This window comes from Pseudomonas paracarnis, assembly GCF_904063055.1.
GTDB classification, from domain to species: Bacteria; Pseudomonadota; Gammaproteobacteria; order Pseudomonadales; family Pseudomonadaceae; genus Aquipseudomonas; species Aquipseudomonas paracarnis.
Map to the genome: position 1 here is coordinate 239,298 of NZ_CAJFCN010000001.1, position 12,687 is coordinate 251,984.

At 60.3% G+C, this 12,687-nt stretch carries 10 protein-coding genes; 5 read left to right on the plus strand and 5 right to left on the minus strand.

What is annotated here, in order from left to right; genetic code table 11:
• The first annotated feature begins 84 nt into the window (after positions 1-84).
• The gene (locus JMV15_RS01125; protein ID WP_003188840.1) at positions 85-366 is read left to right on the plus strand and encodes an HU family DNA-binding protein; all 282 of its coding nucleotides are present in this window, start codon (positions 85-87) and stop codon (positions 364-366) included.
• A gap of 182 nt (positions 367-548) precedes the next feature.
• Here the strand turns inward: JMV15_RS01125 and rlmF are convergent, their stop codons facing one another.
• The 5 genes from rlmF to JMV15_RS01150 form a co-directional block, all read right to left on the minus strand.
• On the minus strand, positions 549-1,565 hold the full coding sequence (gene rlmF / locus JMV15_RS01130) for a 23S rRNA (adenine(1618)-N(6))-methyltransferase RlmF (protein ID WP_038449024.1): 1,017 nt from the start codon (positions 1,563-1,565) through the stop codon (positions 549-551).
• Positions 1,566-1,803: 238 nt separating this feature from the next.
• Positions 1,804-4,650 carry a valine--tRNA ligase gene (locus JMV15_RS01135; protein ID WP_038449026.1) on the minus strand — a complete coding sequence of 949 codons (2,847 nt, stop codon included), beginning with the start codon at positions 4,648-4,650 and terminating at the stop codon, positions 1,804-1,806.
• 210 nt (positions 4,651-4,860) lie between these two features.
• On the minus strand, positions 4,861-5,235 hold the full coding sequence (locus JMV15_RS01140; protein WP_003188844.1) for a hypothetical protein: 375 nt from the start codon (positions 5,233-5,235) through the stop codon (positions 4,861-4,863).
• Positions 5,236-5,242: 7 nt separating this feature from the next.
• Positions 5,243-5,671: a DNA polymerase III subunit chi gene (locus JMV15_RS01145; protein WP_014717072.1), complete on the minus strand. Its 429-nt coding sequence runs from the start codon at positions 5,669-5,671 to the stop codon at positions 5,243-5,245.
• A gap of 74 nt (positions 5,672-5,745) precedes the next feature.
• Positions 5,746-7,236 (minus strand): leucyl aminopeptidase, encoded by a 1,491-nt coding sequence (locus tag JMV15_RS01150; RefSeq protein WP_038449029.1) that lies wholly within the window; start codon positions 7,234-7,236, stop codon positions 5,746-5,748.
• Between the two features lie 284 nt (positions 7,237-7,520).
• On the opposite strand from JMV15_RS01150, the gene lptF reads away from it, so the two are divergent.
• From lptF to lepB, 4 genes are all read left to right on the plus strand, one after another.
• The gene (lptF, locus tag JMV15_RS01155) at positions 7,521-8,639 is read left to right on the plus strand and encodes an LPS export ABC transporter permease LptF (RefSeq protein WP_003188848.1); all 1,119 of its coding nucleotides are present in this window, start codon (positions 7,521-7,523) and stop codon (positions 8,637-8,639) included.
• Positions 8,632-9,711: an LPS export ABC transporter permease LptG gene (gene lptG / locus JMV15_RS01160; protein WP_003188851.1), complete on the plus strand. Its 1,080-nt coding sequence runs from the start codon at positions 8,632-8,634 to the stop codon at positions 9,709-9,711. The genes lptF and lptG overlap by 8 nt, the downstream gene beginning before the upstream one ends.
• Positions 9,712-9,933: 222 nt before the next feature.
• On the plus strand, positions 9,934-11,733 hold the full coding sequence (gene lepA / locus JMV15_RS01165; RefSeq protein ID WP_003188853.1) for a translation elongation factor 4: 1,800 nt from the start codon (positions 9,934-9,936) through the stop codon (positions 11,731-11,733).
• A 5-nt stretch (positions 11,734-11,738) separates the two neighbouring features.
• The gene (gene lepB, locus JMV15_RS01170) at positions 11,739-12,593 is read left to right on the plus strand and encodes a signal peptidase I (RefSeq protein ID WP_003188855.1); all 855 of its coding nucleotides are present in this window, start codon (positions 11,739-11,741) and stop codon (positions 12,591-12,593) included.
• The last annotated feature ends 94 nt before the right edge of the window (positions 12,594-12,687 follow it).

Consider the following 12,687-nt stretch of genomic DNA (forward strand, 5'->3'; position numbering starts at 1 on the left):
GGATGCCAGGCCATGACGGTCGGGCTCGACGGCTGACACTGCACTCTGCAATCCATATGAATTTGATAGGGAAGGAACACCACAATGGCTATTACTAAAGACCAACTGATCGCTGACCTGGCTGAAGCAGTAGACGCACCGAAAACTACCGTGCGTGCTCTGCTGGACCAACTGAGCCAAGTTGTTGCTGATCAGCTGGAAAATGGCGGCGAAATCACTCTGCCAGGCGTTGGCAAACTGAAAGTGACCGAGCGTCCTGCCCGTACTGGCCGTAACCCTTCGACTGGCGCTGCCATCGAAATCGCTGCCAAGAAAGTTATCAAGCTGGTTGTGGCTAAAGGCCTGACCGACGCTGTTAACAAGTAAGACGCAGCAAAAAAACCGTGCTTCGGAGTGATCCGGGCACGGTTTTTTATTGCCTGCGTTTTTATTGTAGAGCGCGGTTATTGTGGCGAGGGAGCTTGCTCCCGCTGGAGTGCGCAGCGCTCCCAGGATTTTGGGGCCGCTGCGCTGCCCAGCGGGAGCAAGCTCCCTCGCCACAATGATTCTTATCGAACCCAGCGCTGGCGCCAGATCTGCTGCTCGTTCTTGGTCTGGAACGTCCAGGCCACAAAGCGGCTCTGCTTCTGCCCCTGGGACATCTCCACTACCTGGCTTTCCAGCACGCCGGCTTTTTTCAGCGCCGTTTCGATCGCCGGCAAGTTGGAGGCTTTGGATACCAGGGTGCTGAACCACAGCACTTTATGCGCAAAGTGCGCGCTTTCGGCGATCAACTGCGTCACAAACCGCGCTTCGCCACCTTCACACCACAGTTCGGCCGATTGACCACCGAAGTTAAGCACCGGCAACTTGCGTTTCGGGTCGGCCTTGCCCAAGGCGCGCCATTTACGCTCGCTGCCTTTGGTGGCTTCGTCCATGGATGCATGGAAGGGCGGATTGCACATCGTAAGGTCAAAGCGCTCACCCGGCTCCAGCAGGCCCAACAGGATCTGCTTGGGGTTGGGTTGCTGGCGCAGTTGGATGACTTTGTTCAAGTCGTTGGACTGCACGATGGCCTTGGCGGCGGACACAGCGATCGGGTCGACCTCCGAGCCCAGGAAGTTCCAGCGGTACTCCATATAGCCAATCAGCGGGTACACGCAGTTGGCGCCCATACCGATGTCCAGCACCTTGACGATCGAGCCCCGCGGGATCTTGCCGTCGTTGACGCTGGCCAGCAGGTCGGCGAGGAAATGCACATAGTCAGCACGCCCCGGCACTGGCGGGCACAGGTAGTCCGCCGGGATATCCCAATGCTGGATGCCATAGAACGACTTGAGCAGCGCCCGGTTGAACACCCGCACTGCATCCGGGCTGGCGAAGTCGATGCTCTCTTTGCCGTAGGGGTTGATGATCACGAATTTGGCCAGTTCAGGCGTGGTCTTGATCAGCGCCGGGAAGTCGTAACGGCCCGTGTGGCGGTTGCGCGGGTGCAGGGTGGCCTCTTTGCGTGGCGCGACGGGTTTGGCCGTGGCGGCGGTTTTAGGCTTCTTGCGCGGAGGTTTGGGCGTAGTGGGGGCGGTCATGATGATTCTGGGTTTGGCTCAAGGTGGCGGTCATTGTCACACATTCCCGGGGACAACTCGGTCAAATGTGGGAGCTGGCTTGCCTGCGATGCAGGCGACTGGGTGTATCAGGCAGACTGAGGTGATGCTATCGCTGGCAAGCCAGCTCCCACAGGGATAGGGTTTTGATTGGGAAATGGTGTCGTTTGCCTGGACAAAAAAAGAGGCCCGAAGGCCTCTTTCTCTACATGGTTTCCCCTTACAGGCTGGAAATCCGCGCGTGTTGCTCCGCCAGCTTGCCCAAGGCCTGTTCAGCCTCGGCCAACTTGGCGCGTTCTTTCTCGATCACTTCAGCTGGCGCTTTGTCAACGAACGCCGCGTTGGACAGCTTGCCGCCCACTCGCTGCACTTCGCCTTGCAGGCGCGCAATTTCCTTGTCGAGGCGGGCAAGTTCCGCGCCCTTGTCGATCAGGCCGGCCATCGGCACCAGCACTTCCATATCACCGACCAACGCGGTGGCAGACAACGGTGCTTCGGCATCGGCAGCCAATACGGTGATCGACTCCAGCTTGGCCAGTTTCTTGAGCAGCGCATCGTTCTCGCTGAGGCGACGCTGGTCTTCGGCACTGGCGTTCTTGACGAACACGGCCAGCGGCTTGCCCGGCCCGATGTTCATCTCGGCGCGGATGTTGCGTGTGCCGAGCATCAGGGTCTTGAGCCATTCGATGTCGCTTTCGGCGGCATCATCGATGCGCGCTTCGTTGGCCACCGGCCAAGGTTGCAGCATGATGGTCTTGCCTTCGATACCGGCCAGCGGCGCCAGGCGCTGCCAGATTTCTTCGGTGATGAACGGCATGAACGGATGCGCCAGGCGCAGCGCCACTTCGAGCACGCGCACCAGGGTGCGACGGGTGCCGCGCTGGCGTTCGACCGGGGCGTTCTCGTCCCACAGCACCGGCTTGGACAGTTCCAGGTACCAGTCGCAATACTGGTTCCAGATGAACTCGTACAGGGCCTGTGCGGCCAGGTCGAAACGGAACTGGTCGAGCTGGCGGGTCACTTCGGCTTCGGTGCGCTGCAGCTGCGAGATGATCCAGCGATCCGCCAGGCTCAGCTCATAGGCTTCGCCGTTCTGGCCGCAGTCTTCGCCTTTGTCCAGCACGTAGCGCGCCGCGTTCCAGATCTTGTTGCAGAAGTTGCGATAGCCTTCGACGCGGCCCATGTCGAACTTGATGTCGCGACCGGTGGAGGCCAGCGAGCAGAAGGTGAAGCGCAGAGCGTCAGTGCCGTAGCTGGCGATGCCGTCGGCGAATTCGTCGCGGGTCTGCTTCTCGATCTTTTTCGCCAGTTTCGGCTGCATCAGGCCCGAGGTGCGTTTCTGCACCAGGGTTTCCAGGTCGATGCCGTCGATGATGTCCAGCGGGTCCAGGACGTTGCCCTTGGACTTGGACATCTTCTGGCCCTGGCCGTCGCGTACCAGGCCGTGTACGTACACGGTCTTGAACGGTACCTGCGGGGTGCCGTCTTCGTTCTTCACCAGGTGCATGGTGAGCATGATCATCCGGGCAACCCAGAAGAAAATGATGTCGAAGCCGGTGACCAGCACGTCGGTGGAGTGGAATTTCTTCAGGAACTCGGTCTGCTGCGGCCAGCCCAGGGTAGAGAAGGTCCACAGGCCCGAACTGAACCAGGTGTCCAGTACGTCGTTGTCCTGTTGCAGCGCGATGTCGGCGCCGAGGTTGTGCTTGGCACGCACTTCGGCTTCGTCGCGGCCTACATAAACCTTGCCCGATTCGTCATACCAGGCCGGAATACGGTGGCCCCACCACAGCTGACGGCTGATGCACCAGTCCTGGATGTCGCGCATCCACGAGAAGTACATGTTTTCGTACTGTTTGGGCACGAACTGGATGCGGCCATCTTCCACGGCGGCAATCGCAGGTTCTGCCAGCGGCTTGGTGGACACGTACCACTGGTCGGTCAGCCACGGCTCGATCACGGTGCCGGAGCGGTCGCCCTTCGGCACTTTCAGGCCGTGGTCGTCGACGCTGACCAGCAAACCGGCGGCGTCGAAGGCAGCTACGATCTGCTTGCGCGCTTCAAAACGGTCCAGACCTGCGTATTCGGCGGGGATCTTGCCGTCGATGCTGTCGTTCAGCGAGCCGTCCAGGTTGAACACCTGGCAGGCCGGCAATACGGCGGCATTTTTGTCGAAGATGTTCAGCAGCGGCAGGTTGTGGCGCTTGCCGACTTCGTAGTCGTTGAAATCGTGGGCCGGGGTGATTTTCACGCAGCCGGTGCCGAACTCAGGGTCGCAATAGTCATCCGCGATGATCGGGATGCGGCGGCCAACCAGCGGCAGTTCGACAAACTTGCCGATCAGCGCCTGGTAGCGCTCGTCGTTCGGGTTAACAGCGACGGCGGCATCGCCGAGCATGGTTTCCGGACGGGTAGTGGCGACGATCAGGTAATCATTGCCTTCAGCGGTCTTGGCGCCGTCGGCCAGCGGGTACTTGAGGTTCCACAGGAAGCCTTTCTCGTCGTGGTTTTCCACTTCAAGGTCGGAAATGGCCGTGTGCAACTTGGTGTCCCAGTTGACCAGGCGCTTGCCGCGGTAGATCAGGCCGTCTTCGTGCAGGCGCACGAAGGCTTCCTTTACGGCTTCGGACAGGCCGTCGTCCATGGTGAAGCGCTCGCGGCTCCAGTCTACGGACGAACCCAGGCGACGGATCTGACGGCTGATATTGCCGCCGGACTGGTCTTTCCATTCCCAGACTTTCTCCAGGAATTTCTCGCGACCCAGGTCGTGACGGTTCTGGCCGGTGGCTTCCAGTTGGCGTTCCACCAGCATCTGGGTGGCGATACCGGCGTGGTCGGTGCCCGGTTGCCACAGGGTGTCGCGACCCTGCATGCGGCGGAAGCGGATCAACGCATCCATGATCGCATTGTTGAAGCCATGGCCCATGTGCAGGCTGCCAGTGACGTTCGGTGGCGGAATCATGATGGTGTACGAGTCGCCCGCACCTTGTGGGGCGAAATAGTTCTCGGACTCCCAGGTGTTGTACCAGGAAGTTTCGATAGCGTGGGGCTGGTAGGTCTTATCCATGCGCGGCGGGACCCTAGTTGGCATTTATTCAGGAAAGCCGGCAAGTATAACGGGGGATAGGGGCGAGGGCGAGGCGAAGACGGTTAAGACCGATGCAGAATTAATGTGGGAGCTGGCTTGCCTGCGATGGCGGTGTTTCAGTCAGCATCTTCGGCGACTGATGCGCCGCCATCGCAGGCAAGCCAGCTCCCACAAGGATGGGGGGGACTTTCAGTTCTGGTATTGGCTGAGCAACCGCTCCATCCGCGCATCCATCCGACGCTTGATCTCGGCTTCGATATGCGGCGCAAAGTCGTCGATCACATCCTGCATGATCAATTGCGCGGCGGCGCGCAGTTCGTTGTCCAGGTGCAGCAGCAGGGCATCGGGGGCTTTTTCGGCGGCTGGGGCGGGTTCAGCAACCACAGGTGCCGGCGCGGCAGGCTTGCCGCCGACCATGTCGAACAGCAGCGGGATCTGTACCTCGCCATCGGCCGTCTCGGTCAGCAGCGGCGGTTGCAGGTTGTCATCACCCAGCAACTGACGGATCGACTCCAGGTCATCCAGCAGGTGGTCGTCTTTTTTCAGCGGGTTTGGAGTGTCCATCATGTACTCAAAGTCGTTGTAGCCGGTGATCTTGCAGAGGATAGCCCTGTTCGCGGTAGAAACGGAAACTCTCCCGCGCGGCCTGACGAATAGCCGGGTCTTCCACCACCACTTCCGCCACACGGGCGAACGCTTGGGCAAAGGCCGGTACTTTCAGGTCGAGGTTGACCAGCAAGTCATGGTGATCGCCGCAGTTGTCTCCCAAGCCCAGCACAACCAGGCTTTCAGGTTCGGATTCGGCGTGGCCGTGGGGCACGAAGCTTTCGCCCTTGAAGCGCCACAGACGGGCATCAAGTTCGTCACGTTGGGCGGCATCGCTGCAGTGCAGGTAGATGCGATGGCCCATACGCCAGGCTTTTTCGGTGAGTTTGCAGGCAAAGTCCAGGCGCGCGAGGGGATCGGCGCTGGGCAATATATAGAAGTCGACTTGGGGCATTGAAAATCCTGGGGTTGGCCTGATGGCCCCTCTGGAGGAGCAAGCTCGCTCCTACAGAGGGGCGCAGGGGCCGCTTAAGCCTTGGCGCGATCCAGCAGGTATTGGGTCAACAGGGGCACCGGACGGCCAGTGGCGCCCTTGTCCTTGCCGCCGCTGGTCCAGGCCGTGCCGGCGATGTCCAGGTGAGCCCAGTTGAAGTTCTTGGCAAAGCGCGACAGGAAGCAGGCCGCCGTGATGGTGCCGGCTTTCGGGCCACCGATGTTGGCGATATCGGCGAACGGGCTGTCGAGCTGTTCCTGGTACTCATCGAACAGCGGCAGTTGCCAGGCGCGGTCGTCGGCGGCCTTGCCGGCGCTGAGCAGTTGCTCGATCAGTTCGTCGTTGTTGCCCAGCAGGCCCGAAGTGTGGGCGCCCAGGGCAACTACGCAGGCACCGGTCAAGGTAGCGATGTCGATCACGGCCTGGGGCTTGAAGCGCTCGGCGTAGGTCAGGGCGTCGCACAGCACCAGACGGCCTTCGGCGTCGGTGTTGAGGATCTCTACGGTCTGGCCGCTCATGGTGGTGACGATATCGCCCGGGCGAGCCGCGCCGCCGCTCGGCATGTTCTCGGCGCAGGCCAGGATGCACACCAGGTTGATCGGCAGCTTGAGTTCCAGCACGGCACGCAGGGTGCCGAACACGCTGGCGGCGCCGCCCATGTCGTACTTCATCTCGTCCATGCCGGCGCCCGGCTTGAGGCTGATGCCGCCGGTATCGAAGGTGATGCCTTTACCTACCAGGGCGTAAGGCTTCTCGGACTTCTTGCCGCCGTTGTATTGCATCACGATCAGGCGTGGCGGCTGGTCGCTGCCCTGGCCCACGGCATAGAACGAGCCCATGCCCAGGTCCTTGATCTTCTTCTCGTCCAGCACGTCAACCTTCAAGCCCTTGAACTCTTTGCCCAGTGCCTTGGCCTGTTCGCCCAGGAACGTCGGGTGGCAGATGTTCGGCGGCAGGTTGCCCAGGTCGCGAGTGAACGACATGCCGTTGGCGATGGCCTGGGCGTGGGTGACGGCGCGCTGGACTTCAGCCTGGGCAGCCTTGATGGTCAGCAGGGTGATTTTCTTCAGGGCGCGGGGTTCGGCTTTCTGGCTCTTGAACTGGTCGAAAATATAGCCGCCGTCCACCAGCGACTCAGCCAGCAGTCGGGTCTTGCCGTAGCTGTCGCGGCCCTTGACCACGATTTCATCGAGTGCCAGCACCGCATCGCTGCCGCCCAGGCCCTTGAGGGTGGTGAGGAGACCGCTGACGATCTTGCGAAACGGACGGTCGCCCAGTTCGGCATCCTTGCCCACGCCCACCAGCAAAACGCGCTCGGCTTTAAGGTTGGGCAGGCTCTGCAGCAGCAGGCTCTGGCCGACCTTGCCGGCCAGGTCACCGCGCTTGAGCACTGCGCTGATAGCGCCGCCGCTCAGTTCGTCCAGTTGCTTGGCGGCGACGCCGAGTGTGCGGCCTTCGCCGACAGCGACCACGAGGGTGGCGGTTTTCAACGTTTCGGGGCTAACGCTTTTTACAACCAATTCCATTTTCGGGTCCCTTATCAAGGTCTGTGAGCCGGGAGCTTGTACTCCGGCTTTAAAGCTCGGCAGCGTTGTAAACCGCCAGCGACAAAGGCCGCAGTTTGAACCTCGCCAGCGGAGCCTGACAACCCTTGGCGCACGCTTTGTGCGTGCGCATGAGTAAGCTCCGTGACAGGCGCGGTCAATCACAGGATAATGCGCCATCTTTTTAGCCGGCCCGTGGTAAACGGGTCGACTCGGTATGCTTGCTTGTTTGGCCGCCTTAGCCTGACAACCCTGGAGTGTCTGGTTTGATTGTCTTCCGTTATCTGTCCCGCGAAGTCCTGTTGACCCTGAGTGCCGTGAGTGCGGTGTTGCTGGTCATCATCATGAGTGGTCGTTTCGTCAAGTTCCTGGCCCAAGCCGCCGCTGGCGCCCTGGATCCGGGCTCACTGTTCCTGATCATGGGCTACCGGATGCCCGGCATGCTGCAGTTGATCCTGCCGCTTGGCCTGTTTCTCGGCATATTGCTGGCCTATGGCCGGCTGTACCTGGAAAGCGAGATGACCGTGCTGTCGGCCACCGGCATGAGCCAGCAGCGCCTGCTGGCCATGACCATGGTGCCTGCCGCCGGTGTTGCCCTGGTGGTGGCCTGGTTGAGCATGAGCCTGGCGCCCCAGGGGGCCATGCAATTCCAGCTGCTGCTGAACAAGCAGGATGCGATGACGGAGTTCGACACCCTCGAGCCCGGTCGCTTCCAGGCGCTCAGCGACGGCTCGCGGGTGACCTACACCGAAACCATGACCGACGACCGTTCCAACCTCGGCGGCGTGTTCATTTCCCAGAAGAACCTCGGCCAGAACCAGAAAGACCGTGGCATTACCATCCTGGTGGCCGACAGCGGTCGCCAGGAAATCCGCCCCGATGGCAACCGCTACCTGATCCTGGAAAACGGCTACCGCTACGACGGCAGCCCTGGCCTGGCGGATTATCGGGCGATCAAGTACGACACCTACGGCGTCATGCTGCCCAAGGCCGAGATCAGTGACGAGGTCACCGACCGCGACGCACTGCCCACCTCATCGCTGTTCGGCAGCCCGGAGTTGCGCTCCATCGCCGAGTTGCAATGGCGCCTGTCCCTGCCGCTGTTGGTGTTTATCGTGACCTTGATGGCCGTGCCGCTGTCGCGCGTCAACCCGCGCCAAGGGCGTTTCCTCAAGTTGCTGCCGGCGATCCTGCTGTACATGGCCTACCTGACCATCCTGATTTCTGCCCGTGGTTCCCTGGAAAAGGGCAAGTTGCCGCCAGCGCTGGGCCTGTGGTGGGTGCACGGGGTTTTCCTGATGATCGGCCTGGGGCTGCTCTACTGGGAACCTATCCGTTTGAAAATGAAGAGCCGTCGTGGCCTGAAGGAGTTGGCCCGTGGCTAAGCTTGATCGCTACATCGGCATTAGCGTACTGATCGCCATCCTCGCGGTACTGGGCATCATCCTCGGCCTGGCCTTGTTGTTCGCCTTCATTGATGAAGTGGGCAACGTTACTGACACTTACACAGTCACGGACGTGCTGAGCTACGTCGCACTGACCGCGCCGCGTCGTCTCTACGACATGATGCCAATGGCCGCGCTGATTGGTTGCCTGATCGGCCTGGGTACCCTGGCCAGCAACAGCGAGCTGACCATCATGCGCGCCGCCGGGGTGTCTATCGGCCGTATCGTCTGGGCGGTGATGAAGCCGATGCTGCTGCTGATGGCGTGCAGCGTGTTGATCGGTGAGTACGTCGCGCCACCGGCCGAAGCCACCGCCCAGGCCAATCGCGCCCTGGCCCAAGGTTCGGGCGATGCGCAAAGCGCCAAGCATGGCCTGTGGCACCGCCAAGGTGACGAGTTCATCCACATCAATGCCGTGCAGCCGGGTGGCCTGTTGATCGGGGTGACCCGCTACACCTTCGACAAAGAACGGCACATGCTGTCGTCCAGCTTCGCCAAGCGCGCGCAGTACAGTGGCGAGCAATGGCAACTGAGCGACGTCACCACCACGCACTTCCGTAACGTGGGCCAGGGCACCCAGTCGAGCACCGAAGTGGTCAACGTGCCGACCGAACAGTGGGATATCGCCCTCAAGCCGGAATTGCTCAATACCGTGGTCATGGTGCCGGAAGCCCTGCCAATCTCCGGTTTGTGGAGCTATATCCACTACCTCAAGGAACAGGGTTTGAACAATGGCCGCTACTGGCTGGCGTTCTGGGTAAAAGTCTTGCAGCCGGTGGTTACCGCCGCCTTGGTGTTGATGGCGATTTCCTTCATTTTCGGGCCATTACGCTCCGTGACCCTGGGCCAACGGGTATTTACCGGCGTGCTGGTGGGCTTCACCTTCCGCATCGCCCAGGATTTGCTTGGGCCGTCGAGCCTGGTATTCGGCTTCTCGCCGCTGTTTGCGGTGCTGGTGCCTACGGCCATCTGTGCCGTGGCTGGGTTCTGGCTGCTGCGCCGGGCGGGTTGAAGCCGCGCTCGCGAACGTCTGCGAAACGCCGCGTTTATCCAGAATAAGCGCGTTATCGTTGGCGATTTTCGCGAGCAAGCTCGCTCCTACAGTTTTAAGCCCCATTAAAGTGGGGCTTTTTTGTATTGGTCAGCAAAGATGACGTCTGGCCTGAGCATCAGGTACAATTCCCGGCTATTTTTCAGCGGGCAATCTGCCTGCAGCCTTTTTGAGTGTTGATCCGTGAGTGATTTGAGTCATATCCGCAATTTCTCCATCATCGCCCACATTGACCATGGCAAGTCGACGCTGGCCGATCGATTTATCCAGATGTGCGGCGGCCTTGCCGAGCGTGAAATGGAAGCCCAGGTACTGGACTCCATGGACCTCGAACGCGAGCGCGGGATCACCATCAAGGCCCACAGCGTCACGCTGTACTACAAGGCCAAAGACGGCATCACTTACCAACTGAACTTCATTGACACCCCTGGCCACGTTGACTTCACCTACGAAGTCAGCCGTTCGCTGGCGGCCTGTGAAGGTGCGTTGCTGGTGGTCGATGCCGGCCAGGGCGTCGAGGCGCAGTCGGTTGCCAACTGCTACACCGCGATCGAGCAGGGCCTGGAAGTCATGCCCGTGCTCAACAAGATCGACCTGCCCCAGGCCGAGCCTGAGCGCGTCAAGGAAGAGATCGAGAAGATCATCGGCATCGATGCCACCGACGCCGTCACCTGCAGCGCCAAGACCGGCCTGGGTGTCGACGAAGTGCTCGAACGCCTGGTGCACACCATTCCCGCGCCGACCGGCAACTACGAAGATCCGCTGCAAGCGTTGATCATCGACTCCTGGTTCGACAACTACCTGGGCGTTGTGTCCCTGGTGCGCGTGCGCCATGGCCGTGTGAAGAAGGGCGACAAGATCCTGGTCAAGTCCACCGGCAAGATCCACCTGGTGGACAGCGTCGGTGTATTCAACCCCAAGCACACCGCTACCGTTGATCTGAAAGCCGGTGAAGTAGGCTTCATTATCGCCGGCATCAAGGACATTCATGGTGCGCCAGTAGGTGACACCCTGACCTTGAGCTCCACGCCAGACGTCGACGTGCTGCCCGGCTTCAAGCGCATCCAGCCACAGGTCTACGCCGGCCTGTTCCCGGTCAGCTCCGATGACTTCGAAGATTTCCGCGAAGCCCTGCAAAAACTGACCCTCAACGACTCGTCGTTGCAGTACACCCCGGAAAGCTCCGACGCCCTGGGCTTCGGCTTCCGTTGCGGGTTCCTGGGCATGCTGCACATGGAGATCATCCAGGAGCGCCTTGAGCGCGAATACGACCTGGACCTGATCACCACCGCGCCAACCGTTATTTTTGAGTTGCTGCTCAAAACCGGTGAAACGATTTACGTCGACAACCCCTCCAAGCTTCCGGACCTGTCGGCCATCGAAGACATGCGCGAGCCGATCGTGCGGGCCAATATCCTGGTACCGCAGGAACACTTGGGCAACGTCATTACACTGTGTATCGAAAAGCGTGGCGTGCAGCGCGACATGCTGTTCCTCGGTACTCAGGTACAAGTGACCTACGATATGCCGATGAACGAAGTGGTCCTGGACTTCTTCGACCGTCTCAAGTCCACCAGTCGCGGCTATGCTTCGCTGGACTACCATTTCGATCGTTACCAATCGGCTAATCTGGTGAAACTGGATGTGCTGATCAACGGCGACAAGGTAGATGCCCTGGCACTGATCGTGCACAAGGACAACGCGCATTACAAAGGTCGCCAACTGACCGAGAAGATGAAAGAACTGATTCCGCGCCAGATGTTCGACGTCGCGATCCAGGCCGCCATCGGCGGGCAGATCATTGCACGGACCTCCGTCAAGGCTCTCAGAAAGAACGTACTGGCCAAATGCTACGGCGGTGACGTAAGCCGTAAGCGCAAACTGCTTGAGAAGCAAAAGGCCGGTAAAAAACGCATGAAGCAAGTAGGCAACGTGGAAGTTCCACAAGAAGCCTTCCTTGCGGTGCTCAGGTTGGATAGTTAGGTCCTATGTCACTAAATTTCCCGCTGTTGCTGGTCATTGCCGTTGCCGTCTGTGGTCTCCTGGCGTTGCTCGATCTGGTGTTCTTCGCCCCGCGTCGTCGGGCGGCCATTGCTTCCTATCAGGGCAGCGTCAGCCAGCCCGATGCGGTGGTGGTCGAGAAGCTGAACAAAGAGCCCTTGCTGGTTGAGTACGGCAAGTCGTTCTTCCCGGTGTTGTTCATCGTGCTGGTGTTGCGCTCGTTTCTGGTAGAGCCGTTCCAGATCCCTTCGGGGTCGATGAAACCGACCCTGGATGTGGGCGACTTCATCCTGGTGAACAAGTTTTCCTACGGCATTCGCCTACCGGTGATCGACAAGAAAGTCATCCCCGTGGGTGACCCGCAGCGCGGCGATGTGATGGTGTTCCGCTACCCAAGCGACCCGAACGTCAACTACATCAAACGTGTGGTCGGCCTGCCGGGCGACGTGGTGCGCTACACCAGCGACAAGCGCCTGTTCATCAACGGTGAGTCGGTGGCCGAGAAGCTGCTGGGCGCCGAGCCGAATACCCTGGGCAGCGCCGAGCTGTACCAGGAAAAACTCGGCGCGGTGGAGCACCAAATCCGCAAGGAAATGAGCCGCTACCGCGCGATGCCGGATGGCCAGTGGAAAGTGCCTGCCGGGCATTACTTCATGATGGGCGACAACCGCGATAACTCCAACGACAGCCGCTACTGGGATGACCCCAACATTCCCAAGGACCTGCTGGGCATGGTGCCCGACGAGAACATTGTCGGCAAAGCCTTCGCGGTCTGGATGAGTTGGCCGGAACCCAAGCTCAGCCACCTGCCGAACTTCTCGCGGGTCGGGCTGATCAAGTAATACAAGCGGCGCTGTGAACACAGCGCCGAATGCTTTTCTGGGGCTTGGACATTTTCCGATGCCCGGTACCCATCAGGATTTGAATTTGAACACT